A 26229-nucleotide genomic window follows, 5' to 3' on the forward strand; every position below is an offset into this window, starting at 1 on the left:
TTTTCCGCAAGCTCGCGGTTTGCCTTTGAAACACGGCCAACCACTTCTTCTTTATTAGAAGGATTGATTGATACGATTTTATCTTCAGTAGAAATGCGCTCTCCGCCAATTAATAAATCATAGTCCTGGCCCAAATAGCTTTCTACTGTCTTTAATCCCTTTAAATACTCTTCACGATTTTCTTCTGCTTTAAAATTCGTGAATGGTTCATGCTTATAAGGTTGTACCATTTTTACCGCCTCCTGTGTACAAATATACAAACGCCGGATCCTAACAGCACTGTCCTTTTACTTCAAACAGGTTCTGCTATTCTCTTAAAACGTTTTCATCCATCCATTATATTAACATGAAATTATCATTCCCTTCAAACTTTCTCCGCAGATGTTATATATTAACATTCAAATATAAAATTGGCAGTATTTATTAAGCAGGGAAAGGGCTTTTTGCCATTTTGGCGAATAACTGGTATAAGCTGTTATATCCTATCCTCTGATCCTGTTTTGTTATTTTATGCGCTTAAATATTTTACCTTTAAAAATTTCCATAAAAATTACGGTTCCATTAACTTCCTTAAAAATTGCCTTTCTACCCAATAAAAAACCCAGGAACTGAATCATACCTGGGTTTTCGTCAAGTATCATTGATAAATATGAACAAATGGTTCGCTTTGATCTGCTTTGCGGACGACCAGTGCTTCTGGCCCGTTTACGGATGAAATGTTTACCTGAACGGATATATATTCAGGAAAGTGTTTGACCACAAGCCCGGTTACATATTGAGAAAAGCCAATCCCTTCTGCTTTTCCATAGAATTGAATAGGGATATCAATATTTACTTCCTGCAATTGATCCTGGGCATAGAAAGCTTTCCCGATGACTCCATTAAAATTCGGGAAATAGGTTTCTACGTCTTGTTTGAAATTAAGGAATGCTGTCAAATCATCGCGGTGATTTTTTTCAGCATCATTCGATGGGAAAAGGACGTATTTTTCGTTGGTCTTTTCCCAGCCGCCAAGCTTGCTGCTTCCTTTGGGTGCATTGGCATACCCAAAAAAACTGCCTGGAACAACTGAAGTCCGCGCTTCCTGTTCAAACAAGGCAATGGTAACCGGCACATTTTTTAATTCTTTGATTTGCCTTATTCTCTGCAGCACTTCTTCTGCCAGCTTTTTTCCCTCTCTTTCAAGGACATCGTGGTCAATCTTCGTTTCATAAGTAGCGCCATATTGCTCTTTCTGGTAATAGTGAACAGAATTCATGGCAAGGCCAATCACGATCCCTCCAAGTCCAACCTTCCCCTCATCATTTTTCACAAGGTAATTATGTTCCAAAATATGGGCTAGATAGATAGGGCTTTTCTCATTATTTTTATCTATATCTCCGCCATCTACAATCATTGGATTCAAGCCAATATTCTCTTCTGCCTTTAATTTGCGCTCCTTGAGCTGTGCTTCTGTGAACTTGCGGTTCAGCCATGCCTGCACCGTATCCCTTTTCAGGTATTGGCCTTCCTGGAATAAGTACTTATCCGGGTCAAATGTATTTTGGGCAACCCGCATAAGACCTGTTTCAAATTCATTAATATCATATTTAGTGCTGATATTATTGACCACTAGGCCCCTTGATTCACTAGGTTCAAATGGCAGCAACGTACGATAATATTTATCTGAGATTTTATAATTCGGAATGATTGCCTTATCTTTTTCGCTCTTGTCTTCCTGAACGACTTCCTCCTGCTTATTAAAATTAGGCGCACAGCCTGCAAGCAGTAAAGAAACAGATAAAGCAAGCATTATGATTTTTTTCACGGCGCTTCCACCTTCTTACTTATTTAATTCTTCAATCAGTCTCTCCTCGTTCCAAACCTCTACTCCCAGCTCCTGGGCCTTGGCCAGCTTGGAACCTGCCTCTTCCCCTGCGATTACAGCATCCGTTTTTTTGCTGACGCTTCCGGATACTTTTCCGCCTAGCGCTTCAATTTTTTCCTTCGCTTCATTTCTGCTCATGATTTCCAGTTTTCCAGTGAGCACGACGGTCTTTCCTGCAAAAAAGCTATCCGAATTTTCAGCGGAAACAGGCTTCGGACCTTTATAATCCATATTGACTCCTGCCGCTCTCAGCTCACCAAGGAGCTCATGAGCTTCTTCCTGCCCAAAGAAGGTCACAATGGAATCAGCCATTTTGTCGCCAATTTCATTAATTGCCGTTAAATCTTCGCGGCTAGCTTTTTCAAGCTTTTCCATTTGGCCAAATTCCTGAGCAAGCGTCTTGGCCGCTTTTGCCCCGACATGCCTGATTCCAAGGCCAAACAATAGTTTTTCCAGAGAGTTCTGCTTGGAATTTTCAATAGCATGCAATAGATTATTAACTGATTTTTCCCCCATGCGTTCCAGCTGGATAAGCTGTTCATACGTTAATTTATATAAATCTGCCACATCTTTAATCAGGTTTTCTGCGAATAGCTGGCTGATGACCTTCTCGCCAAGTCCATCAATATTCATCGCATTCCGGGAAACAAAGTGGATCAGACCTTCACGGATTTGCGCAGGACACTTTGGGTTGATGCAGCGTAATGCTACTTCTCCATCCAGGCGGACTAGCTCGCTCTCACACTCAGGGCAGTGTGTCGGCATATAAAAATCCTGTTCCCCGCCTGTTCTTCTGTCTGCAAGCACATTCACTACCTCAGGGATAATATCCCCTGCTTTCTTGACAACAACCTGGTCTCCAATTTTAATATCCTTTTCACGAATTAAATCCTCATTATGCAGGGAAGCCCTCTGTACCGTCGTTCCGGCTACCCGGACAGGATCTAGGATGGCAGTCGGGGTTACTACCCCTGTTCTTCCAACGCTCAGTTCAATATCCCTTAAAGTTGTTACTACCTCTTCCGCACGAAACTTATAGGCAATCGCCCAGCGCGGACTTTTCGCAGTAGTTCCAAGCTGCTCCTGCTGCTCCAATGAATCCACTTTGATGACAATGCCATCAATATCATAAGACAGGTTTGGGCGCTTATCTGTCCACCTTTGAACATATTCAAGGACTTCATCGATATTCTCACACTTTTTGCGCTCTTTATTAGTCTTGAAACCAAGGCTGTCCAAATAATCAAGGCCTTCACTGTGGGTTACAATTCCGGTATTGCCTGTGTCCGCAATTCCGTAAACGAAGAGATCAAGATTCCGTTTTGCAGCAAGCCGAGGGTCGAGCTGCCTTAAAGAACCTGCGGCTGCATTCCGCGGATTCGCAAACGGCTCCTCGCCATTTTCTTCCTTCGCTTTATTTAAGGCTTCAAAGGATCGCCTTGGCATAAAGGCTTCACCGCGCACTTCCATGGTCACTTCATCCTTCAGGCGAAGGGGAATGGATCGAATGGTCTTCAGGTTTGCGGTAATATTTTCTCCGATTGTACCGTCTCCCCTTGTTGCTCCTAATTCAAAAAGCCCGTCCTCATAGCGAAGGGAGACAGCAAGTCCATCTATTTTCAATTCGCACACATACGTAACCGCCTCTCCTGAACCCTGGCGGACACGGCGGTCAAAATCTCTTAAATCCTGCTCGTTGAATGCATTTCCCAAACTAAGCATCTGGGACTGATGCTCCACTTTTTCAAACATATCGAGGATTTCTCCTCCTACCCTTTGTGTAGGGGAATCCCCTGTCTTCAAATCAGGAAATTGGTCTTCAATTTCAATCAGCTCTCTCAACAGCTTATCATACTCCGCATCCGGGACAGATGGCTGATCAAGTACATGGTACTCATAATTATATTGGTTCAAAAGGTTGTGCAGATCTTTAACCTTTTTTTCTGCTGTTTGAAGGTCCATATATCCAACCCTTTCCAATAATTTCAGACCAAGCAGACACAGCAGCCAGGTCTGAGTTTGTTATTTTTTGAATAGGCTGTTTTCTTATAGATTGTTGTTTAAGCTTGTAAATGAAGTCCGTTAATTTCTACTGCGGGCACGCAGCGAACCCGCGGGGAGGAATGAGAGCCACCTCGGCTTCGCCTGTGGAATCTCTCACTCCCTCTCCTCCCGCAGGACTTTGGAAAAGCATCCTTGAATAAACACCGCACGAAGAAAAATGCGAATGCATTTTTCGAGGAGTCAAGTGCTCTCCGCTACAGTCAACTCATAAGACTAACCTGCAGTAAAAAACAACAAAGTTTATGAAAACAGCTTTAGAATGAAAGCAGTTTTTTTACGCCTTTGTAATCGGCGCAAACTTGGCAAGCAGGCGTTTAATGCCTACGGGTTTAGGGAACGCAATATCAAGCTCTGTCCCTTCCCCTGAGCCTTTCACGCTGACTACCGTACCGGTTCCCCATTTTCCATGCTGGGCTTTATCGCCCACTTTCCAATCAATCTCATCTCCGCCTGTGCTTGATGCAGACGGACGCATGACCGCTTTTCTTTGAGGCTGGGCCTGTCTTGACATACCCGGCGATCCAAAGGGCGATGATTCGAATGGCGAAGGTTTCTTTACCGGCTCCAGTCCATCAATCAAGTCAGCAGGTATTTCTTTAATAAAGCGGGATGGAGGATTCATATTCGTCCGTCCAAACAGGGTGCGCATTTGGGCATTCGTAATGAATAGTTCTTCCTCCGCGCGGGTAATTCCTACATAAGCAAGCCTTCGTTCTTCTTCCATCTCTCCCTCTTCCATCAGGGAACGGCTGTGCGGGAATACACCTTCCTCAAGACCCATCAAAAACACAACAGGAAACTCAAGCCCTTTCGCTGAATGAAGGGTCATAAGGACGACAGATTCAGCCTTTTCACCATCATCATCCAATTTATCAATATCAGCAACAAGAGCCAAATCTGTTAAGAATGCGATTAGCGATTTATCTTCGCTTGCTTCTTCAAAGTTTTTTGTAACAGACAGGAATTCATCGATATTTTCCAGACGGCTTTGTGCCTCAATTGATTTCTCGGCAATCAGCATATCTCGATAACCTGATTTCTCCAAAAGCCCCTCTACAAGTTCTGTGACAGATAAATATTCCTGCATTTGTGTATAATTTTTCACCAAATCCCTGAACTCAATGGCTCCCTTTGTTATCTTGGGGCTTAATCCAATCAGTTCAATCGATTCGAGCGCTTCAAACATGCTAATTTCATATGCTTGAGCAAAGTTGGCGATTTTATCAACCGAACCTGATCCGATTCCGCGCTTAGGCACATTGATCACACGCTGAAGGCTGATATCATCATCCGGATTTGCGATCAAACGCAGATATGCCAGTAGGTCTTTAATCTCTTTGCGATCATAGAACTTAATGCCGCCGACAATAGAATATTCAATATTTGACTTAAGCAGCACTTCTTCCATTACACGCGATTGTGCATTGGTTCGGTATAAAATGGCAATGTCCGATAAGCTGCGCTTGCCGCTGTTCACGGATTCCTTTATTTTGCCCGCAACAAATTGAGCCTCTCCCTGCTCGCTGTCAGCCCGATAATAAAAAATTTTATTGCCCTCTGCATTTTCCGTCCAAAGATTTTTTGGCTTTCTGTTTAGATTTTTGCTGATTACTTCATTTGCAGCCAAAAGAATTCTCTTCGTGGAACGATAATTTTGCTCCAGAAGAATCGTCTGTGCAGTTGGGTAATCATTTTCAAAAGATAAGATGTTAGCTATATCTGCACCTCTCCATTTATAAATGGACTGGTCAGAGTCCCCGACTACGCAAAGGTTCCGAAAACGGCTGGCTAAAAGCTTTACGAGCATATATTGCGCCCTGTTCGTATCCTGGTACTCATCCACGTGAATGTATTGGAATTTACGCTGATAATATTCAAGCACTTCAGGCACACGCTGAAACAGCTGGATGGTGATCATGATTAGATCATCAAAATCAAGTGCCTGGTTGCGGCGTAATCTCTTCTGGTATTCTGTGTAAACATCACTGGCAACCTGCTGGATGTAATCCCCTGCGGTTTTCGCATACTCTTCAGGGGTGATCAATTCATTCTTAGCCGAGCTGATGGATCCCAGGATGGCACGCGGTTCAAACTTCTTTGGATCCAGATTTTTATCCTTAAGAATAGATTTAATAACCGATTGCTGATCAGTTGAATCCAAAATCGTAAAATTACGGTTGTAGCCTATCCGATCGATATCTCTTCTTAAAATTCGTACACACATGGAGTGGAATGTGGAAATCCAAATTTCATTTGCTGCTCCGCCCATCATGTTTTGAATACGGTCACGCATTTCGCGGGCCGCCTTGTTTGTAAATGTAATTGCCAGAATATTGTATGGATTAACACCCTTTTCCACCATTAAGTAAGCAATCCTATGAGTAAGCACTCTTGTCTTTCCGCTTCCCGCTCCTGCCATTATCAAGAGAGGTCCGTCCGTTGCTTTTACCGCATTTTGCTGCTGCAGATTTAATCCATTCAGTAATTTTTCCGTTAAAAATTGCATTTCTTCTCTTCACCACCATAAAAACATATGTTCTTATTTACCATTTTATCCTGTTTGGAAAACTGTATCAACTTTAACTTTAGTACTGTCCAACTCCGGACAGTGGTTCTCGTTTGCCCTTCTCCTTCTATCAAGGACAGGCTGCTTTAACAGTCATAAGCGCTGCCTGCAAATCTTCATAAATAATATTCCCGACCACAATTACGTCTGCATGCTTGGCCATTTCCATTGCCTGCTCTTGGCTTTCAATCCCGCCTCCGTAAAATAATACGGTCTCTTCGAGTGTCTCTTTCACTTCGGAAACAACAGCAGCATCACCGTACTTGCCGCTGTATTCCAAATAAAAGATTGGCAGGCGGAACATCTTTTCTGCCATCATCGCAAACCCTTTTACCTCATCCAAGGACAATTCCGTCCGGGAATTGGTGACTTGGGCTGCCTTGCAATCCTTATTCAGTATGCAATATCCCTGAACAATAATCTCTTCCCAATTCATAATATCTCCGTATTCCTTTACAGCTTCATGATGAAGGCCGGTAATCCACTTCACATCCTGGCTGTTTAGAACTGTCGGTATAAAGTAAAGATCAAAGCCAGGCGTAATGGAATCTATTGTGGAAACCTCCAGGACACAGGGCACTGTATACCTGCGGATTCGCGCCATTAAATCCAGCACTTTTTCAAGTGTCACCCCGTCAGTCCCTCCCACAATAATCGCATCCGTCCCCGATTCACAAACCTTTTCCAGATCTTCATCTGATATATATTTATCCGGATCGAGCTTAAACACATGGCTCCATTCGCGAACATCATACATGCAAAATTGCCTCCATTCTATCAATTCCATTTCATCATTATATCATTTAGGAGAGAGAATAAAAAATAATACTGGAAGACCCCACTATGCTCTGAAACCATCCATTAGAGCTGCTTTTAGCTTTATCTCCCCTAAAGATGCATCCTTGATGAACCAGGTGCTTTAGCTGCCAATAAATTACAGAACCGTTGTGGAAGGGATGGAAATTTTGAACAAAGAAAAAAACCGCGGGAACACCCCATCGGTTTAAGAAAAAAATATTTATGCTTTTTCAGCTTCTTCCTCTTTAATCCGCTCTAACGCCATTTCATACGCATCATTTCCATAGTTAAGGCAGCGCTTCACACGGGAAATAGTAGCGGTGCTGGCACCTGTATCAGTTTCAATTTTATGATATGTTTTGCCTTCGCGAAGCATGCGGGCCACTTCCAGGCGCTGTGCTAATGATTGAATTTCGTTTACTGTGCATAGATCGTCGAAGAAGCGGTAGCACTCCTCCAAATCATTTAAAGATAAAACCGACTTAAATAGCTGGTCGAGTTCTTTTCCTCTTAACTTGTCAATTTGCATATATGCATACCCCTTTATTAGATAATATTTTAATTATTGCTCAGATTGGAAGGAAACCGTTTGCTCCAGACCCGGGCTTGATGGAACAATGTTAATCCATGTCTTGCCGGGTACAAGGCCTGCTTGTTTGCCGTTAAGAACAGGAAGTATTCTGCCATCCTTATTCTCCCACTCAACATCTGTCATTTTCCCTTTTTGCAGGAGGTAGCCTTTTCCCCCAGAAGTTAAGTTAATATCACGGCGGCCTGCACTGTCAACTACTTTATGATCTGCTTCTGCAATGAAAATATTATCCAGCAAAACAGGCTTTCCAGAATGATAATCAGCTGTTAGTTCACCATTCGAATACCTTTTATACTTTTCCAGATCCTCGTCGTACTCGTAAATAACATTAAATAACTCATTGTCTAAATAAGAAATTATTACAGCTACGGCTGGCGCACCATCGATTTCTTTTGTCTCCTCCTTTGACAGGAAGGAAAGCGGTTCAGGTGCATCCGCCATCGAATAATGGTTCTGTTCTGCACCATTCAGTACATTCTCGAATGAAATATAGGAATTATGCGGTGCTTTTCTGAAACTAGCCCGTTTAAACAAAGTGCCATCATACTGCATTCCGTTTAGGTTATCAATATATCCTTGATCCAGCAGCGCTTTGGCTTCCGGGCTGTAGCCATGGGCAATGTACAGACTGTTGTAGCCTTTTGAAAGCTCGATATAATAATCCCTGGAACTTCTGACAGGCCCTATTTCTTCAGGCTGTTCGCTTTGGAAAATGGCAAGAAAACGGGTCACATCCCCTTCTGCCAGCAATTCATAGACGATATCAGCTTGATCAAGGCCTGATTGCGGCCGGGCATTGGGGTGATTGTTGATCATCACCGCTACAGCCCTGCCCTCCACTTCCGATTCCGATTCAGCTCCAGTAAGAGGATATTGGAATGAAAGTGCTTTTTCCTCGCTTACCCCTTTTGTTGCTTCTTCAGCTTTCTCCGTTTCCTGCTTAGCAGGCTCTTCTGTTTTATCTTTGCTGCTGCATCCTGAAACTAAAAGCATTGCGGCTGCTGAAACAGCTATCCATCTTTTTAGCATTTATGCACCCCTGTATATCCCTTTTTGCTTCGATGAAGTTCTTTTGTGTTCTCTCCTCTGAGCAGCTCTTTTATCCTCAATTATTGCATCTCTTTTACATTTTAACGCATTATCGTTGGAAAGAGTACCGTTTTATTCATAACGTCATACATTCCCTGCTGGGTAATTCGAATATAAGGCAGGTGTGTTGAGGAAAAAAAGAGCAAAGTATACATGGGATCTTCATGCTTATAGCCTTTATCCCTCAGGTAATGTACGAGCCGCTTCTCCTCCTCCATCAATTCCTCGACCCTTTTATCTGACATAACCCCTTTTAGCTTCAGCTCCATCTCCTGAACAATTTTTCCTTTTTCGGAAATAACAATGCCCCCGCCTATTTCCTTGAGACGGTTAAACGCGTTCAGTATTTCCGTCTTGCTTTTTCCGATTAAAATAATATCGCCTGTATTGGAAAAAGAACTTGCCATACCATCGAGGCTTTTCGCGAATCCTTTTAAAACGGTATTAATCCGCCAGCGGCCTTTCCGGTCTACGAGCATGAACAAGCATTCATCATGGTCTTTTCCCAGTTCTTCCGAAGAAACATCTATTGTGATGGAATAAGGCTTGGTAATCACTGCATTCTCAAGGTTTATACCGAATGGCATGGAGAACTGCATATCATCAGAAGTCAAATCCCAATTAATATCCATTGGTGCAAAGCCAAATTCCTCCCACGAAACTGGCTCATACGCATTCAAATTTACACCGTCTCGCTTTACCCACTCGCCTTTTGCCAGAACGGAGACAGGAGTTGGCTCCTCTTCACTGGAAAGGAAATTAATATTGGCTACTCTGCCAGTTGCAATATTGCCGTGCAGATAATCAATCCCATAATGTCTCGCCACATTGATTGTAGCCATATTATAGGCGTCAGCCACCGGCACACCTTTTTCAATCGCAATGCGGATCATATGGTCGATAATTCCTTGTTCATAAAAAGAGGAGAAGGAACCATCGGTCGTGAAAATAACCCGATCATATTGATTGATGCCCAAATTATGCATTTCATCCAATAAAACCGGCAGGTCCGGACGTATGGAGGAATATCTGAGGGAAACGGTATATCCCTGTAAAAGGCGGTTATAAACATCCTTGCCGGTCATTGACTCATGATCACAATCCGCTCCGAGAAGCATAAGCTTAGCAAGTGTCTTTTCAGAAGCACCTGGAAAATGCCCTTCGATTTTCTTCCTCATCCGTTTCGTTTCCTGAATCCAGTGGAGCATCATATCATCGCCGTCTAAAAGCTTCGGCCATCCTGTCAGTTCCCCTCCCTGAAGTACAGCGTCATGCTCAAGCCAAGACTTCACATTTCCATGTGAAAAGGTCGCTTCTTCATGCTGTATTTCTGTTTGAGCATCAAATCTGCACCACCAATACATGGTTGCAGGGATATTTCTCATTTCCTTCAAAAAAGAAAACGCTTTCCTTTTATCCTGCTGCAAAGCCAAAACCATATTGTCATTAATCAAGGTAGTTGTGCCGAACTGTGATGCATAGCTCGCAAAAGAATGGGGATTATATAACTGAAATGGGTGGGCATGCGGCTCAATATACCCTGGAACCAGCGTTATCCCAGTGCAGTCAACGACTTCACACCGGTCTATTTTTTCCGGCAGTTTTTCGCCCACATAGACAATGCGATCATCGTAAATCCATATATTAGCCGTTATCCATTTCCGGAATGCCTGATTTAGATAACGTGCGTTTTTAAGTAATATCGTCGGTGACAGTTTTCCGTCAAGTACGGAAACATGTTCACGCAAGTGCTTGTTTTTCCAACGGTAACGCTGTTCCAGCACCTTACTCCCTCCCCTTTTTATTATCTCTTTATATAAAAAAAACATTATATTCAGGGAATAAACTTAACATAGAAAAATGGCTTTATAACAATAAAGAAAGCCCTTACATTCTCCTGTTTTCTATAGTAACATATTTCACTGTTTAACGCATTAAAGAATCAGTAATAAATTGTAAACATTTTGTGAAAGAGGTGGCACAATGAATGTTAAACCAAATATCGGCATCGTTAATGCCTTAATTCGCATAACAGCTGGCTTTACCATTTTAGCCTGGAGCACGTCCAAACTTGTTAAAAGGCCTTGGCGAGACTCTTATATAATGATGGCCATGCTGGGCGGCATGAAAGTGGCAGAAGGAATCGTCCGTTTTTGCCCATTAACAGCTCTTTTTGAAAGGGGACAAGATGTGGTGCAAGGTATGAGACGGCAGGGAGGCAATCGTGAAAATGACGAGTCCGTCGGGGAAGTGCTGCCTCCGCAAAATCCTTCTTAGCCTTTTTAGGAGGCTCGGCTTGTGACCTCGAGGGGCAGGCGCTGGGGATAATTGTTATGTTTACCAAAAGCCCCCTTTAGGGGGGCTTAAAATTCCACTCAGACTTAAAGGAGCTGACATTCATGTTTTGGGAATACGTAATGGATATGTCATTTGTTTTAACAGCATTGATTGGGAGTATCGTTGCTCTTCTTTTTGTGTATATCCGCAGAACTAAGAAAGGACGTGCACGATAGCTTTATTCGCAATGTCTTTTCGATAAAAAACAGCGCCGCACTGAAGTTTTTCCAGCTCACGGTAAACTTTTTCCTGGGCATCCTTCAAGGTTGCCGATTTAGCACCTGCAAGAAGGACACGTCCGCCGTTTGTAATATAATCTCCTGAGCTGTTTTTATCTGTACCGGCGTGGAATACAGCGGTATCCTTGCTGATTTCCTGAAGACCGTTAAGAATAGCGCCTTTTTCATATGCTTCGGGATAGCCAACAGAAGCAGCAACAACACCTACCATAGCTTGTTCATCCCATTCGATTGCAGGTTCTTCTCCCTCAAGGACAGCAAGCATGGCTTCTGCTAAATCTGACTTCATGCGCGGCAAGATAACCTGTGTTTCAGGATCTCCGAAACGGGCATTAAATTCAATTACCTTAAGTTCTGTTTCTGTTTTAATCAAACCTGCATATAAAATTCCGCTGAAGCTGCGGCCTTCCTGCAACATCGCATTTGCAGCTGGCTTCAATACCTTTTCTATAGCGTTATTAACTGTTTCTTCTCCGATATGGGGCACTGGTGAATACGCACCCATACCGCCTGTATTCGGTCCCTTGTCCCCGTCAAAAGCACGCTTATGGTCCTGTGCAATTTCAAGAGGCACCACATTTTCTCCATTCACAAAAGCCATTAGAGAAAATTCTTCCCCTTCAAGAAACTCTTCAATGACAACTGTTGCAGAAGATTTGCCGAATTTTTGATTTAAGAGCAGTTCCTGAATTCCAGCTAAGGCCTCTTCCATGGTCATCGCTACAATTACGCCTTTGCCGGCAGCAAGGCCATCCGCTTTCAGGACAATCGGAGCACCTTTTTCTTCTATATAAGCTTTCGCTTCTTCATATTCTCTGAAAACAGCATATTCTGCAGTCGGGATATCATACTTTCGCATGAGTTCCTTTGCAAAGGACTTGCTGCCCTCAATTTCAGCTGCAGCTTTTTTCGGCCCAAACACTTTCAATCCAGCTTCCTCAAAACGGTCAGCAAGTCCTTCTAAAAGCGGCACCTCGGGACCGATCACCGTTAAACCTATCTCATTATCTAAGGCAAACCGGACAAGCTTCTCCTGTTCATTTTCCTCAATGGCGATCAGCTCTGCGTCATCTTCCATCCCTGGATTTCCCGGGGCTGCAAAGACCTGATCTACCGAAGGACTCTGATTCATTTTCCAGCATATCGCATGCTCACGGCCGCCTCTTCCGATGACTAGTACCTTCACTATGCCCACCTCCGTTAAAATGTCAGCTAATTTAGACAGGATCCTGGTAAAGACTCCTGTCTGCTCGTTATTGTCCAGCTCCAGCGCCTAGGGGCTCGAGATCATAAGCCAACCTGTCACAAAAAGGTAATGGGCAACCTTTCCGACAGCTCGTATTATGCTTGAGGCTCCCAGGATGGGAGTCATGAGAGACCTGCCACAGGACGTGGCGTTCTTAGTCTGCGTTCCTTCCTGATCGAGGCGCTTCCGCTTTTCGTTTAATGTTTAAAATGGCGCACGCCTGTAAAAACCATCGCAATGCCATACTCATCCGCTTTTTTGATGGAATCCTCATCTCGGATGGATCCGCCTGGCTGAATGATCGCTGTAATGCCAGCTTTAGCCGCCACCTCAACCGTATCATTCATTGGGAAAAAGGCATCGGATGCCAACACTGCACCATTCGCTTTTTCTCCTGCCTGCTCAAGGGCAATTTTGGCAGAACCGACGCGGTTCATCTGTCCTGCACCGACTCCAAGCGTCATATTCGCATCATTGACGACAATTGCATTGGATTTCACATGTTTAACTACTTTCCAGCCAAGCTTAAGCGCCTTCCACTCTTCTTCAGTAGGCTCCCTTTTTGTCGCTACAGATATTTCAGCTTCTTCAAGTGTATATTGATCATACTCCTGGGCAAGGAGACCGCCTTCAATCGCGGATAGCCTCATTTCTGTTTTCTTTTTGCCTTCAAAAGGAATCGTTAACAGGCGCAGATTCTTTTTGCCCTTTAAAATCTCAAGCGCTTCGTCTGAGAAGGATGGCGCAATGATGATTTCAAGGAAGATTTCATATAGCTTTTTTGCTGTTTCCGCATCCACTTCCCTGTTTAATGCAATGATGCCGCCGAAGATAGAGACCGGATCGGCAGCGAAGGCTTTCGAAAAAGCAGCGAATACATTTTCTCCAGTTCCCACTCCGCAAGGATTCATATGCTTAACAGCAACCGCTGCAGGCTCTGAGAACTCTTTTACAATTTGAAGAGCTGCATCAGCATCATTGATATTGTTGTAAGATAATTCTTTGCCATGAAGCTGCTCGGCATTGGCAATCGAAAATTCAGAGCCAAGCGGCTTGCGGTAAAAAGCAGCCTGCTGATGAGGGTTTTCCCCATACCTTAACGTCTGCTTCAATTCATATGTAACCGTTAATTTTTCAGGTGTCTCTTCGTTGGCCAAGTCTGTCATATATTCTGCAATCATCGCATCATAGGCAGCAGTATGGCGGAATACCTTCGCCGCAAGCTTGCGGCGTGTTTCCCTTTTTACTTCTCCGCTCTCTTTCAATTGGGACAGAACTGTTTCATAATCAGCTGGATCCACAACAACCGCCACATATTTATGGTTCTTTGCTGAAGCGCGCAGCATAGCCGGACCTCCGATATCGATGTTTTCAATGGCATCCTCTACCGTCACATCCGGTTTTGCGATGGTTTGCTGGAATGGATACAAGTTCACACACACAACCTGAATTGGCTGAATTCCATGCTCTCCTAGCTGCTTTTTATGGTCTGCTTCTCCGTGCTTAGCCAGTAATCCGCCATGAATCATTGGGTTCAGCGTTTTAACGCGCCCTTCTAAAATTTCCGGAAAGCCCGTAACATCGCTAACGCTAATAACCGGAACACCGCTCTCTTCCAATGCCTTTTTCGTTCCGCCTGTGGAAACAATCTCGAATCCAAGCTCGCTTAATGCTTGAGCAAATTCCGTTACTCCACCTTTATCAGAAACACTAATCAATGCACGTTTCTTCATTTTCGCTCCCCCTGACTCAACTTTTAAAATGGCTCATCTCTATATATTCAAAACACTTTAGTTCTCTACATTTTAGCACAAAACAGATTCTGTAAAACCTGCGGATAGAGCATGTGCTCAACCTCATGAATCTTCTTCTGAAGGCTTTCTCTTGTTTCACCTTCATCGATATCTACTGACTGCTGAGCAATAATCGGACCTGTATCCATACCTTCATCCACGAAGTGAACCGTTACTCCGCTGACCTTCACATGGGATGCCAAAGCTTGGCCGATCGCATCCTTTCCAGGAAAAGCAGGCAGAAGCGATGGGTGAATATTAATAATTCTTCCTTCATATTCTTTTAAAAGTGTCGGGCCAATCAGTCTCATATAGCCTGCAAGAATAACAAACTCGGCACCGCTCTCCTTCAGCTTTTGCAAAATCACTTTTTCGTACTCTGCCTTGCCAGCATAATCTTTAGCTATGAAAACAAACTGCGGAATTTGTTCGTTTTGTGCACGTTCAATGCTATAGGCACCTGGCCGATCACAGACAAATAAGACGATCTCAGCCTGCAAATCCCCTTTACTAGCGGCATCAGCAATGGCCTGAAAGTTCGTTCCGCTTCCGGAAGCAAACACAGCGATTTTTTTCATGACTTCCTCCTTAAGCGATTTCGATTCCTTCCTGATCCGTTACTGTCCCCATTAGATAGGCTTTTTCTCCAATCTTATTAAAATAGGCGATTAGTTCATCAGCATTCTCTCTTTCAGATGCAACGACCATGCCTGTTCCCATATTAAAAATGTTATACATTTCTTTACGCTCCAGCCCGCCGATTTTCTCCATCATTGCAAATACTGGCGGCACTTCCCAATTGCTTTCTTCAAGCTTGGCACCCAGGCCAGCAGGTAGCATGCGGGGAATGTTTTCGATAAATCCGCCGCCAGTAATATGGGCCATGCCCTTCAGCTTGAATTTTTTCATAGCTGATAGAAGCGGCTTTACATAGATTTTTGTAGGACGAAGCAGCTCTTCACCCAAAGTGCAGCCTAATTCTTCAACGTTTTCAGTTAATGGCATATTTGCTTTTTCGAAAAATAGCTTCCGCACAAGCGAATAGCCGTTGCTATGGATGCCGCTTGATGCAAGGCCGATCAGCACATCCCCTTTTTTAATATCTGCCCCGTTAACAAGCTGAGATTTTTCACAGGCTCCGACTGCAAAGCCAGCAAGGTCATATTCATCCTCGCTGTACATGCCAGGCATTTCAGCCGTTTCACCGCCTATAAGTGCGCATCCAGCCTGTTCGCAGCCATCTGCAATACCTTTAACAATGGCTTCTATCCGTTCGGGTGCTGCTTTTCCGCAAGCAATATAATCCAAGAAATAAAGAGGCTCTGCTCCTTGGACGACAATATCATTCACACACATTGCAACCGCATCAATTCCAATCGTGTCATGCTTATCCATCATGAATGCGAGCATCAGTTTTGTGCCGACTCCATCAGTGCCTGATACTAAAACCGGTTCCTTCAAATTGAGTTCAGATAGATCGAACATACCTCCAAAGCCGCCCAGACCGCCCAAAACACCTGGGCGAATTGTCTTCTGTACATGCCTTTTCATGCGCGAAACTGCTTCATAGCCAGCTTCAATGTCCACTCCGGCCTGTTTATATGCATTTGCCATCTGTTTTTCACCCCATATTAGAAAAATAAAGGCCAATTCTTGAACTTATCGGCCAAAATAGTACTTTTAACGGCCAAAAACCATGATTTACCGGCCAATTCTTCAACTTATCGGCCAAACATAGCAATTTATCGGCCAAAGTTCAATTACACCTTTTCATAAGGATGCACAGTGCTAGGATAAATCTCAGTCGGATACTCGCCTGTAAAGCATGCTAGGCATTGTCCGTCTTTCCGGCCGATCGCTTTAACCATGCCTTCTGTACTTAAAAAGGTTAGCGTATCTGCTCCAATAATTTCCCTTATCTCTTCAACCGAGTGATTTCCTGCAATCAGTTCTTCCTTAGAAGATGTATCGATTCCATAAAAGCATGGATTTTTAATAGGTGGTGAACTGATCAGCACATGCACTTCCGTTGCGCCCGCTTCTTTCAGCATCGTTACGATTCTTTTGCTTGTTGTTCCGCGAACAATGGAATCGTCCACCATGATGACTCTCTTGCCTTCTACCACTCCGCGTACAGGAGACAGCTTCATTTTCACACCCTGCTCCCGTAATGACTGAGATGGCTGGATAAACGTCCGGCCAACATAACGGTTCTTAATCAAGCCCATTTCGTAGGGAATGCCTGAAGCTTCGGCATAGCCGATGGCAACTGAGATGCTCGAATCCGGCACACCGGTAACAACATCGCCTTCAATCGGCACTTCAAAAGCAAGCTGCTTCCCAAGGTTTTTCCTGGCTGTATGAACGTTGATCCCGTTAATATTGCTGTCTGGGCGGGAGAAATAAACATATTCCATCGTGCACATGGCGATATTGGATGCCATTGCGAACATTTCGGAACGGAAGCCATTATCATCAATAATCAGTAGTTCACCGGGCAAAATGTCGCGAATATACTCGGCGCCTACAACGTCAAAGGCACATGTTTCAGAAGCAACCGCATAAGCATCACCAATTTTACCAAGCGAGAGCGGCCTCATGCCATTCGGATCAAGCGCAACCATCAGTTCTGTTTCGGTCATAATTAGAAAAGCGTAAGCTCCCTTAATCATAGAAAGTGCGTTTTTAACTCCATCCTTTAAGATCGAGAATCCAGCCCGCTTAATCAAGTGTGCCAACACCTCTGTATCTGAGCTTGTTTGAAAAATGCTGCCCTGTCCTTCAAGCTGATGCTTTAATGCAGTCGCATTTACCAGATTTCCGTTATGGCAAAGCGCGAGGCTTCCGCTCTGAGAGTTAAATAGGAGAGGCTGGACATTTTCATATCCGCCCCCGCCTGCAGTCGCATAGCGAACATGCCCAATCGCTGCTTTTCCTTCCAGCTCCTTCATCGCATCTGCTGTAAAAATTTCTGCAACAAGCCCTTCACCCTTCATGCCTTTTAGCTTTTTACCATCTGTAACAACCATTCCCGTACCTTCTTGGCCGCGGTGCTGCAGGCTATGAAGGCCATAATACGTAATTTGGGAAGCATCCTGATGTCCCCACACACCAAAAACTCCGCATTCTTCATTTAACCCTCTGATTTCAGCGAGCATGGGATGGCTCCTTTCCAGGCCTGCTCCAGAACTGCGATCTGTTCCGCGAGCAATAAGCCCTCCTCATTGGAGATATATAGTACAGGTGCTTCTATTACTTCACCGATTAGTCTCGCATCTACTAAACGTTCAAACGCTTCCTGATTTTCCTTTTTAACAGATAGCAAAAAACGGGATTGGGATTCACTAAATAAAGCAGAAGTATCGTTGCCGGATACTTTTATATCCGCCCCAAGTCCATTTGAACCGATCAGGCTTTCCGCAGCTGCTACTGCTAAACCGCCCTCTGCCACATCATGGGCAGAAGCCACTAGTCCTGAACGGATGGCTTTTAAAATTTGTGCCTGTGCCTTTTCTTCTTTTTCCAAATCAAGTTCAGGCGCTTTACCGAAAATCTTTCCGTAAGTCATCTTCTGCAGCTCACTGCCCCCAAATTCATCTTTTGTTTCACCTATCTGATAAATAAGGTCTCCAGCTGCTTTAAATGCTTGTGTTGTGACATGGTCAATATCTTCTACCAGGCCGACCATTCCGATTACTGGTGTTGGATAAATAGCTGTTCCGTTTGTTTCGTTATATAAAGAGACATTACCGCCGATAACTGGTGTATTCAATGTGCGGCATGCTTCACTAATTCCGTCTGCCGCTTTTTCAATCTGCCAGAAGATTTCGGGCTTCTCCGGATTTCCAAAGTTCAGATTATCTGTAATCGCCAAAGGTTCACCGCCTGAGCAGACAATATTTCTGGCTGCTTCAGCCACAGCAATTCTGCCGCCTGTTTCAGGATCCAGATACATATAGCGGGAATTGCAGTCTGTTGTCATCGCCAGCCCTTTGCGTGTACCGCGGATGCGTATGACTGCAGCATCTGATCCAGGTGCGACTACTGTATTCGTGCGGACCATATAGTCGTACTGGTCATAAACCCATTCCTTGCTGGCGATTGTCGGCTGCTGGAGGAGCTTTACCAATGTCTCATTATAATCTTCAACCGCAGGAATTTGATTTTCCATCGCCTGGAATTCACGGTAATATTCCGGCTCGCTTGATGACTTATGATAAACCGGTGCATCTTCTGCAAGCGCATCTACCGGCAGCTCTGCTACCACTTCTCCCTGATGAGTTAGGCGAAGCATTTTATCATCGGTTACATTACCGACAGCAACTGCTTCTAGACCATACTTAGAGAATAAATCAACGATCTCTTGCTCGCGTCCCTTTTTCACGACAATCAGCATTCTTTCCTGAGACTCGGAAAGCATCATTTCGTATGCAGTCATGCCAGTTTCCCTTTGAGGTACAAGGTCAAGATTCATTTCAATTCCAGATCCAGCTTTGCTCGCCATTTCAGCAGAAGAGCTTGTCAGGCCTGCAGCTCCCATATCCTGAATACCGACAAGTGCGTCAGACTGAACAAGTTCCAGACATGCTTCAAGCAGAAGCTTTTCCATGAATGGATCGCCAACCTGGACAGCTGGGCGTTTTGTTTCTGATTGGTCTGTTAATTCCTCAGATGCAAAAGTAGCACCATGGATACCGTCACGGCCAGTTTTAGCACCAACATACATGACTGTGTTGCCTACTCCGTGGGCCTGGCCTTTTTTGATATCTTTATGGTCGATTAACCCGACACACATCGCGTTTACAAGCGGATTTCCTTCATAGGAAGCATCAAACTGCACTTCTCCTCCAACTGTAGGAATTCCAATGCAGTTTCCGTAACCTGCAATGCCTGCGACTACTTCTTTAAAAAGGTACCGTACACGAGGAGAATCCAATTCTCCAAAGCGTAAAGAGTTGAGGAGCGCGACCGGTCTTGCGCCCATTGAAAATACATCGCGGATAATCCCGCCGACACCTGTTGCTGCACCCTGGTAAGGCTCGATTGCAGACGGGTGATTGTGGCTTTCAATTTTAAAAACAACTGCTTGCCCATCACCGATATCAACGATTCCAGCTCCTTCCCCTGGTCCTTGAAGTACTTTCTCTCCTGTTGTTGGGAACTTGCTTAAAACGGGCTTTGAGTTTTTATAGCTGCAATGCTCGGACCACATGACTGAAAACAAGCCGATTTCTGTATAATTTGGCAAACGCCCGATAATCTTTTCAATCATCGCAAATTCGTCATCAGACAAACCCATTTCTTTGTATTCCTTCTGTGCCTTTAACTGTTCCGGACTTGGCTTAAAGCTTAACGACATGTGCTTCCCTCCATTGTTTTACGATTGATCGAAAAAGTTTCAGGCCATCTGCTCCCCCTAAAAGTTCATCAACGGCTCTTTCAGGGTGCGGCATCATGCCGAGTACATTTCCTTTTTCATTGATAATGCCTGCGATATCTTCCAGGCTGCCATTTGGATTTATTCCGTTATAAGTAAAGACAATCTGATTATTCGCCTTCAATTTTGCTAAAGCAGATTCATCACAATAATAATTTCCTTCGCCATGGGCGATTGGAATATTGATTACTTCATTTTTTTCATATGCAGATGAGAACATGGTCTCATTGTTTTCAACCTTTAATTCAACCGTGCGGCAGATAAACTTCAGGCTATCATTTCTTCGCATTGCCCCCGGCAAAAGGCCAGCTTCTAATAAAATTTGAAACCCGTTGCAAACGCCCAGGACTGGTTTGCCTGCCTCTGCCGCTTTTACCACTTCTTTCATCACATTGCTGAAGCGTGCCACGGCACCCGACCGGAGATAATCTCCATAAGAGAAACCGCCGGGAAGAAGGATTCCGTCATACTCATCCAAGTTCTCCGCGTCATGCCAGACATATTCAGCTTCTGCACCAAGCTCATCCTTTACTGCATGATACATATCGATGTCACAATTTGATCCTGGAAATACGATGACTGCGAACTTCACTGGGCAACAGCCTCCTCTATTTCAAAGCGGTAATCTTCAATCACAACATTAGCCAAAAGGCGCTCGCACATTTCCTTTACTGCCTCTTCCACAGGGCGCCCGCTCTTTTCAACCGTCAGCTCCATATATTTCCCGATGCGCACATCAGACACTTCATTGTAGTTCATAGAATGCAGTGAATTTTTAACCACTGTGCCTTGAGGATCTAGTACACTTTCTCTTAATGTGACGAAAACTTTTACTTTGTACATACTGTTTGGCCTCCCAGTCTCGCTAAAATATTTTCATAGGCATCTGTTAAGTTCCCAAGGTCTCTGCGGAAAACATCTTTATCCAGCTTTTCATTTGTTTCACAATCCCAAAGCCTGCATGTATCAGGTGAAATCTCGTCAGCCAGCAGAATTTGCCCGGACTCATCTTTTCCAAACTCAAGCTTAAAATCTACCATATTAATGCCAAGTTCTTTGAAAAAGTCTCTTAAAATAGCATTTACATGAAGCGCCTTTTCTTTTAAAAGGGATACTTCCTCTTTGTCAGCAAGCTGCAGCACTTCAATATGATCCTCTGTCAAAAGCGGATCGCCGAGTTCATCGTCTTTCAAGTAGAACTCAACGATCGGCCTGGACAACTCTTTCCCTTCTTCAACTCCCAATCTCTTAGAAAAACTTCCCGCTGCAAGATTGCGGACCACTGTTTCGAGCGGAATGATATCCACCTTTTTCACAAGCTGCTCTGTCTCAGAAAGTTTTTCAATAAAGTGGGATTCAATTCCCAACTCCTGAAGCTTTGAAAACAGCAAACTCGTAATCTCGTTATTCAGACGGCCTTTGCCGCTAATGCTTGCCTTTTTCTCACCATTAAAAGCTGTTGCAGAATCTTTATATTCAATCCACACGATGTTTTCATCGTTTGTTTGATAAACCTTTTTGGCTTTGCCTTCGTATAACAATGTTCCTTTTTCCACAGTGGTGAGCCTCCCTTATTTGAAAAGCGCAAGTGTCTTGGTCAGGGGGCGACCCCTTGAGACCTAGGCGCAGCTGCTAGATGTCCCTTTATAAGAAAATTGGGAATTTTCCCGATAAGAAAGAGGTAAAGACTGCTCTTTACCTCTTATTTTTTTACAAACCTAAACGGTCAAAAATGGTATCCACATGCTTGATGTGGTAGTTATAGTCAAAGCAGTCATTAAGTTCTGATTCAGAAAGCTTTGATGAAATGGTTTCATCCTGCTCGATCAGGCTGCGGAATTGCACTTGCTTTTCCCATGCTTCCATTGCACGCGGCTGAACCGTGTCATATGCTGCTTCACGAGTCATCCCTTTATCAATTAAAGCAAGAAGAACACGCTGAGAATAAATTAACCCAAGAGTACGGTCCATATTGCGTTTCATATTTTCAGGGAAGACTGTTAAGTTCTTAACGATGTTGCCAAAGCGGTTCAGCATATAGTTAAGCGCAATCGTTGCATCAGGCAGAATGATTCTCTCAGCTGATGAGTGGGAAATATCGCGCTCATGCCATAATGCCACATTTTCATAAGCAGTCATCATATAGCCGCGGATCACTCTTGCCATTCCCGTCATATTTTCTGAACCGATCGGATTGCGTTTGTGCGGCATGGCTGAAGATCCCTTTTGGCCTTTCGCGAAAAACTCTTCCACTTCACGGGTTTCACTCTTTTGAAGACCACGGATTTCCGTTGCAAACTTTTCGATTGAAGTGGCCACAAGCGCAAGTGCACCCATATAATGTGCATGCCGGTCACGCTGAAGTGTTTGAGTTGAAATTGGTGCTGGCTGGATGCCCAGCTTTTCACACACATATTTTTCAACGAATGGATCGATGTTTGCATAAGTTCCAACAGCACCTGAGATTTTACCAAATTCCACACCAGCTGCTGCCTCTTTAAAGCGATCCAGGTTACGCTTCATTTCTTCGTACCATAGTGCCAGCTTTAAACCGAATGTAGTAGGCTCAGCATGCACCCCGTGTGTACGGCCCATCATAACTGTATGCTTATGCTCCTGGGCTTTATTTTTCAGGATTTCAACAAAGCGCTCGAGATCTTTTAACAGAATATCATTTGCCTGTTTGATTAAATAAGACAGCGCTGTATCTACCACATCTGTTGAAGTAAGCCCGTAATGAACCCATTTGCGCTCTTCGCCCAGCGTTTCGGAAACTGCACGTGTGAAAGCAACAACATCATGTCTTGTTTCTTCTTCGATTTCTTTAATGCGTTCAATGTTGAAAGAAGCTTTTTCGCGAATTTTTTGGACATCTTCTTTAGGAATATCGCCTAACTCCGCCCAAGCCTCACAGGCAAGAATTTCTACCTCAAGCCAAGCCTGAAAGCGGTTTTCCTCTGTCCAAATAGCTCCCATTTCAGGTCTCGTATAACGTTCAATCATGTTTTATCCTCCGATCTTTTCCTTCACATCGGTCCAGATGCCGCTCTTTTCCGCTTCCTCAAGGGCTTCTTCCACTGAATTCCGCAAAAGCGTGACATGGCCCATCTTGCGTTTATATTTGGCATCCTTTTTTCCGTATAAATGAATCTTCCAGTCAATCAATTCAGGGATTTTTTTCAGCAGAGGCTCCTGGTGCTCCCCTAGTATGTTTACCATAACAGCCGGTTTTAATAGCTCTGTACTTCCAAGCGGCCAATTGCATACAGCCCGAATATGCTGTTCAAACTGGGATGTTTCACAAGCCTCTATCGAATAATGCCCTGAATTATGCGGACGCGGCGCAAGCTCATTTATGAAAATCTGCCCGTCTTTTGTCAAGAACATTTCAACAGCAAGCGTACCGACAAGCCCTAGCGCTTCTGCCAGCTGGTTCGCTGCTTTTATCGCCTTGTCCTCTGCTGTGTCTGTTATGATGGCCGGTACAATTGTCTGATGAAGAATATTTTCTTTGTGAATGTTTTCCCCTACTGGAAAAACAGCTGTTCCTCCTGAGATATTTCGACAGATGATTACCGAAATTTCTTTTTCAAAAGGAATCCATTTTTCAAGAACACACACGCCTTTTTCAAGAAGCCTTTCAGCATCCTTTAAATCCTGCTTACTCTTTATGACCAACTGCCCTTTGCCGTCATATCCGCCCCTGGAAGTCTTTAATACTGCTGGATAGCCAAGCTTTTCTATATTATCATAAATATCTTTTCCTGTAGTGATGACCGCGTATGGTGCAACCTTGCAGCCTGCCTTTTGTATGCCTGCCTTCTCCTTCGTCCTGTCCTGAGTAATTTCCAGAACCTCGCTGCCTTGAGGAACATACGCATGCGCACATAGCCAATCCAGCGCTTTAGCGTTGATATTTTCAAATTCATAGGTTACAACATCGCTGACTTCTGCCAGTTCTTTTATAGCGTCCAAGCTGTCAAACTCCCCGGTAATTTCGATATCGGCAACCTGTCCGCAAGGCGAGTTTTCAGTCGGATCAAGTACCGCGATTTTAAAACCTTTGGCTTTTGCTGCCAAAGCCATCATTCTCCCAAGCTGGCCCCCGCCAATTATTCCAATCGTTTGTCCAGGCAAAATCGTTTTATTAGACAAGTTCATCACTGCTTTCTAAAACTTCCTGTTTTATTTTTTCTCTTCTATGTTCAAGACGTTCAGCTATTTGCTTATCAAATGATCCAAGGATTTGAGCTGCAAGAAGTCCGGCATTTGTTGCTCCAGCCTTGCCAATCGCAACAGTTGCAACTGGCACCCCTCCAGGCATTTGAACAATGGACAATAATGAATCAAGCCCGTTTAGAGCCTTTGATTGTACAGGCACTCCAATTACCGGAAGTGTTGTTTTCGCCGCTACCATCCCAGGGAGGTGGGCCGCTCCTCCTGCGCCTGCAATGATAACCTTGATGCCCCTGTCTCTTGCCTGTTCAGCATATTCAAACATTAGATCCGGAGTCCGATGGGCTGAGACGACCCTTTTTTCAAAAGGGATTTCAAGTTCTTTCAGAATTCCGCAAGCGTGCTTCATTGTTTCCCAGTCTGATTTGCTTCCCATAATGATTGCTGCTTGTGCGTTCATTCTTTCTCCTCCAAATCAGTAATATAAAAAGCCCGGACAGATTCCTTCTCTTTTTGAGAGAAAGTAATCTGTCCGGGCTAAAAAGAACCAAAAGGAAGACACCTGCAAGCTGCAGGAACCAAACCTTCCGCATTCCGGGCATATTAGCTTTCCCTCATAGTCCGGCAATTTACGGTTGCCAGGTAGAAACTCATGGGCCTTATTCCCATTATTATACGAGGGTTTATTCACGTTTTATTAACTACCACCATATTAACAACTGTTCTGATAGTATGTCAACCCAAAAATCGAACGATAATTAAATTCTCACAATTAATGTTCGTGATTTACTATTCCACCAGCATAGCTTCAAATGTGATTTGCCTTCCAGCCGGCTTATAGTTTACTTTACCGCCATTTTTTACTTCTTTAAAGATCGGCTTCTCAGTCCTTCTCACAGGCATATAACCAGCTTTTTGGATCCGTTCCAGGCAATCGTCAATGGTTTCATTTTCCTGGACTTTAAACACCATCTTATTTTTGCCTTTGTTCATTGAGATAACTTTCCTTTCTTAACTGTTTTTACCCAGAAGCCGCCATGTATGGTTTTTGGCTCATAAGCGATAATAAATGCCTTCGGATCCAGCTCTTTGATCGTTTGATAAAGCTTTAGCTCATATTTTCTCGGCGTCAAAATTTGCAGCGCCATCCGGTCTCCTTCCAACCCATTGGCAGCCCAGTTTGTCACACCATACCCTTTATCTCTTAAAGCTTTAGGAAGATCCTTATCATATTCCTTTGTAATGACGTTTACTGTAATATATCCAAGCGCCAGCTTCTCCTCAATTTTCATGCCAACAATAACTCCGATTCCATATCCTACTGCATAAGCAATCAAATTCTGTATCTCATTAAGGTTATCTAATACGAGCCCTAAACCAATAACATAAATAACAACTTCAATTGTGCTTAAAAAAGCTGCAAGGTAGCGTTGCCCTTTCAGTGTTAAGATCATCCTAATTGTAAAAAAGGATACGTATACAATATTAATGATCAAAATAATAGCGACCATAATAAAACTGTTTTCCAGCAAAGTAAGTCCTCCTTTATGGATGAATTAGGATGCACCTGACTGCCCTTTCCCCATTAAGTCCCTATTGTACAAAAGAATTCGGCTTTTGATAACCTTTTTTTCGCAAATTGGATTCTTTATGAATAGGTTTTCTTTTTTTGAGTGCGATGAAACGGCTGAATTACGCCTGAAATAGTTGAGGCTATATGAAGGAGAAAAGTTCTGAAGGTTTTTATCTCACATGATTTGAAGTTTATCTCACATTCGGTACAATTTATCTTTGAACAGATTTGACTTTTAAAACAGACGGCGGAATAAGTGGCGCATTCTGGCACATATAGATATATTCCCTTAATAAGGTGATCCCGAATAACATATTATGATTTGGTAAATCATCCAAACACACAAAAAAGAGCACCTATCAGGTGCTCTTTCATTCGCCCGGCAGCGTCCTACTCTCACAAGGGGACAGCCCCTAACTACCATCGGCGCTGAGAAGCTTAACTTCCGTGTT

At 43.8% G+C, this 26229-nt stretch carries 23 protein-coding genes, 1 rRNA gene, 1 pseudogene and 1 riboswitch; of the genes and pseudogenes, 2 read left to right on the top strand and 23 right to left on the bottom strand.

Translation table 11 applies throughout. From position 1 onward, the window contains the following. The 8 genes and pseudogenes from NCCP133_RS20540 to NCCP133_RS20575 form a co-directional block, all read right to left on the bottom strand. A pseudogene (locus tag NCCP133_RS20540) lies at positions 1-230 on the bottom strand (L-glutamate gamma-semialdehyde dehydrogenase); the annotation flags it as partial. A gap of 407 nt (positions 231-637) precedes the next feature. Beyond that, positions 638-1807 carry a CamS family sex pheromone protein gene (locus NCCP133_RS20545; RefSeq protein WP_264807106.1) on the bottom strand — a complete coding sequence of 390 codons (1170 nt, stop codon included), beginning with the start codon at positions 1805-1807 and terminating at the stop codon, positions 638-640. 15 nt (positions 1808-1822) lie between these two features. Beyond that, a complete protein-coding gene (ligA, locus tag NCCP133_RS20550) occupies positions 1823-3829 on the bottom strand; it encodes an NAD-dependent DNA ligase LigA (RefSeq protein WP_264807107.1) in 2007 nt (668 codons plus the stop codon). A 376-nt stretch (positions 3830-4205) separates the two neighbouring features. Next, a complete protein-coding gene (pcrA, locus tag NCCP133_RS20555) occupies positions 4206-6437 on the bottom strand; it encodes a DNA helicase PcrA (RefSeq protein WP_264807108.1) in 2232 nt (743 codons plus the stop codon). A gap of 130 nt (positions 6438-6567) precedes the next feature. Next, a complete protein-coding gene (locus NCCP133_RS20560) occupies positions 6568-7254 on the bottom strand; it encodes a heptaprenylglyceryl phosphate synthase (protein ID WP_264807109.1) in 687 nt (228 codons plus the stop codon). Positions 7255-7515: 261 nt separating this feature from the next. After that, positions 7516-7824, bottom strand: coding sequence for a YerC/YecD family TrpR-related protein (locus NCCP133_RS20565; protein WP_048010470.1), 309 nt, complete (start codon positions 7822-7824; stop codon positions 7516-7518). 33 nt (positions 7825-7857) lie between these two features. Further along, positions 7858-8916, bottom strand: coding sequence for a DUF3048 domain-containing protein (locus tag NCCP133_RS20570; protein WP_264807110.1), 1059 nt, complete (start codon positions 8914-8916; stop codon positions 7858-7860). A gap of 101 nt (positions 8917-9017) precedes the next feature. Next, positions 9018-10760 carry an adenine deaminase C-terminal domain-containing protein gene (locus NCCP133_RS20575; protein ID WP_264807111.1) on the bottom strand — a complete coding sequence of 581 codons (1743 nt, stop codon included), beginning with the start codon at positions 10758-10760 and terminating at the stop codon, positions 9018-9020. A 199-nt stretch (positions 10761-10959) separates the two neighbouring features. Here NCCP133_RS20575 and NCCP133_RS20580 point away from each other — a divergent pair, with 199 nt between their 5' ends. After that, positions 10960-11253: a YgaP family membrane protein gene (locus NCCP133_RS20580; RefSeq protein WP_264807112.1), complete on the top strand. Its 294-nt coding sequence runs from the start codon at positions 10960-10962 to the stop codon at positions 11251-11253. A gap of 122 nt (positions 11254-11375) precedes the next feature. Further along, a complete protein-coding gene (locus NCCP133_RS21945) occupies positions 11376-11489 on the top strand; it encodes an EYxxD motif small membrane protein (protein ID WP_331491099.1) in 114 nt (37 codons plus the stop codon). Here the strand turns inward: NCCP133_RS21945 and purD are convergent. The 15 genes from purD to rrf form a co-directional block, all read right to left on the bottom strand. Continuing rightward, on the bottom strand, positions 11467-12738 hold the full coding sequence (gene purD / locus NCCP133_RS20585) for a phosphoribosylamine--glycine ligase (protein WP_264807113.1): 1272 nt from the start codon (positions 12736-12738) through the stop codon (positions 11467-11469). The genes NCCP133_RS21945 and purD overlap by 23 nt on opposite strands. A gap of 257 nt (positions 12739-12995) precedes the next feature. After that, positions 12996-14531 carry a bifunctional phosphoribosylaminoimidazolecarboxamide formyltransferase/IMP cyclohydrolase gene (purH, locus tag NCCP133_RS20590; protein ID WP_264807114.1) on the bottom strand — a complete coding sequence of 512 codons (1536 nt, stop codon included), beginning with the start codon at positions 14529-14531 and terminating at the stop codon, positions 12996-12998. A gap of 65 nt (positions 14532-14596) precedes the next feature. After that, a complete protein-coding gene (purN, locus tag NCCP133_RS20595) occupies positions 14597-15169 on the bottom strand; it encodes a phosphoribosylglycinamide formyltransferase (RefSeq protein ID WP_264807115.1) in 573 nt (190 codons plus the stop codon). Positions 15170-15179: 10 nt separating this feature from the next. Then, a complete protein-coding gene (purM, locus tag NCCP133_RS20600; protein ID WP_264807116.1) occupies positions 15180-16205 on the bottom strand; it encodes a phosphoribosylformylglycinamidine cyclo-ligase in 1026 nt (341 codons plus the stop codon). A 146-nt stretch (positions 16206-16351) separates the two neighbouring features. After that, positions 16352-17749, bottom strand: a complete 1398-nt coding sequence (purF, locus tag NCCP133_RS20605; RefSeq protein ID WP_264807117.1) for an amidophosphoribosyltransferase — start codon at positions 17747-17749, stop codon at positions 16352-16354. Continuing rightward, positions 17725-19950, bottom strand: coding sequence for a phosphoribosylformylglycinamidine synthase subunit PurL (purL, locus tag NCCP133_RS20610; protein ID WP_264807118.1), 2226 nt, complete (start codon positions 19948-19950; stop codon positions 17725-17727). Before purL ends, purF begins: the two co-directional genes overlap by 25 nt. Then, on the bottom strand, positions 19934-20620 hold the full coding sequence (gene purQ, locus NCCP133_RS20615; RefSeq protein WP_264807119.1) for a phosphoribosylformylglycinamidine synthase subunit PurQ: 687 nt from the start codon (positions 20618-20620) through the stop codon (positions 19934-19936). The genes purL and purQ overlap by 17 nt, the downstream gene beginning before the upstream one ends. After that, positions 20617-20871: a phosphoribosylformylglycinamidine synthase subunit PurS gene (gene purS / locus NCCP133_RS20620; protein ID WP_264807120.1), complete on the bottom strand. Its 255-nt coding sequence runs from the start codon at positions 20869-20871 to the stop codon at positions 20617-20619. The genes purQ and purS overlap by 4 nt, the downstream gene beginning before the upstream one ends. After that, on the bottom strand, positions 20859-21584 hold the full coding sequence (gene purC / locus NCCP133_RS20625) for a phosphoribosylaminoimidazolesuccinocarboxamide synthase (protein ID WP_264807121.1): 726 nt from the start codon (positions 21582-21584) through the stop codon (positions 20859-20861). The genes purS and purC overlap by 13 nt, the downstream gene beginning before the upstream one ends. A 154-nt stretch (positions 21585-21738) precedes the next feature. Continuing rightward, positions 21739-23031, bottom strand: coding sequence for an adenylosuccinate lyase (gene purB, locus NCCP133_RS20630; protein WP_264807122.1), 1293 nt, complete (start codon positions 23029-23031; stop codon positions 21739-21741). A gap of 3 nt (positions 23032-23034) precedes the next feature. Beyond that, on the bottom strand, positions 23035-24189 hold the full coding sequence (gene purK, locus NCCP133_RS20635; RefSeq protein WP_264807125.1) for a 5-(carboxyamino)imidazole ribonucleotide synthase: 1155 nt from the start codon (positions 24187-24189) through the stop codon (positions 23035-23037). Then, complete coding sequence (gene purE / locus NCCP133_RS20640) at positions 24176-24664, bottom strand: 5-(carboxyamino)imidazole ribonucleotide mutase (protein WP_264807123.1); 489 nt, start codon at positions 24662-24664, stop codon at positions 24176-24178. Before purE ends, purK begins: the two co-directional genes overlap by 14 nt. Positions 24665-24801: 137 nt before the next feature. Then, a riboswitch (purine riboswitch) is annotated at positions 24802-24903 on the bottom strand. A gap of 90 nt (positions 24904-24993) precedes the next feature. Beyond that, positions 24994-25197 (bottom strand): NETI motif-containing protein, encoded by a 204-nt coding sequence (locus NCCP133_RS20645; protein ID WP_264807124.1) that lies wholly within the window; start codon positions 25195-25197, stop codon positions 24994-24996. Beyond that, positions 25194-25736 carry a DUF2179 domain-containing protein gene (locus tag NCCP133_RS20650; protein ID WP_331491100.1) on the bottom strand — a complete coding sequence of 181 codons (543 nt, stop codon included), beginning with the start codon at positions 25734-25736 and terminating at the stop codon, positions 25194-25196. The genes NCCP133_RS20645 and NCCP133_RS20650 overlap by 4 nt, the downstream gene beginning before the upstream one ends. A gap of 418 nt (positions 25737-26154) precedes the next feature. Next, positions 26155-26229, bottom strand: a 5S ribosomal RNA gene (rrf, locus tag NCCP133_RS22035); the annotation flags it as partial.

The sequence above is a fragment of the Cytobacillus sp. NCCP-133 genome, assembly GCF_026011715.1.
In the GTDB taxonomy this organism is placed as follows: Bacteria; Bacillota; Bacilli; order Bacillales; family Cytobacillaceae; genus Cytobacillus.

Coding starts and splice junctions, on each gene's coding strand:
- purM (WP_264807116.1), bottom strand. CDS start 16,205: ATGGCAAATGCATATAAACAGGCCGGAGTGGACATTGAAGCTGGCTAT.
- pcrA (WP_264807108.1), bottom strand. CDS start 6,437: ATGCAATTTTTAACGGAAAAATTACTGAATGGATTAAATCTGCAGCAG.
- purE (WP_264807123.1), bottom strand. CDS start 24,664: ATGAACGCACAAGCAGCAATCATTATGGGAAGCAAATCAGACTGGGAA.
- NCCP133_RS20580 (WP_264807112.1), top strand. CDS start 10,960: ATGAATGTTAAACCAAATATCGGCATCGTTAATGCCTTAATTCGCATA.
- purS (WP_264807120.1), bottom strand. CDS start 20,871: ATGTACAAAGTAAAAGTTTTCGTCACATTAAGAGAAAGTGTACTAGAT.
- NCCP133_RS21945 (WP_331491099.1), top strand. CDS start 11,376: ATGTTTTGGGAATACGTAATGGATATGTCATTTGTTTTAACAGCATTG.
- purF (WP_264807117.1), bottom strand. CDS start 17,749: ATGCTCGCTGAAATCAGAGGGTTAAATGAAGAATGCGGAGTTTTTGGT.
- purK (WP_264807125.1), bottom strand. CDS start 24,189: ATGAACTTGTCTAATAAAACGATTTTGCCTGGACAAACGATTGGAATA.
- purH (WP_264807114.1), bottom strand. CDS start 14,531: ATGAAGAAACGTGCATTGATTAGTGTTTCTGATAAAGGTGGAGTAACG.
- NCCP133_RS20560 (WP_264807109.1), bottom strand. CDS start 7,254: ATGTATGATGTTCGCGAATGGAGCCATGTGTTTAAGCTCGATCCGGAT.
- purN (WP_264807115.1), bottom strand. CDS start 15,169: ATGAAAAAAATCGCTGTGTTTGCTTCCGGAAGCGGAACGAACTTTCAG.
- NCCP133_RS20565 (WP_048010470.1), bottom strand. CDS start 7,824: ATGCAAATTGACAAGTTAAGAGGAAAAGAACTCGACCAGCTATTTAAG.
- NCCP133_RS20645 (WP_264807124.1), bottom strand. CDS start 25,197: ATGAACAAAGGCAAAAATAAGATGGTGTTTAAAGTCCAGGAAAATGAA.
- purB (WP_264807122.1), bottom strand. CDS start 23,031: ATGATTGAACGTTATACGAGACCTGAAATGGGAGCTATTTGGACAGAG.
- ligA (WP_264807107.1), bottom strand. CDS start 3,829: ATGGACCTTCAAACAGCAGAAAAAAAGGTTAAAGATCTGCACAACCTT.
- NCCP133_RS20570 (WP_264807110.1), bottom strand. CDS start 8,916: ATGCTAAAAAGATGGATAGCTGTTTCAGCAGCCGCAATGCTTTTAGTT.
- purL (WP_264807118.1), bottom strand. CDS start 19,950: ATGTCGTTAAGCTTTAAGCCAAGTCCGGAACAGTTAAAGGCACAGAAG.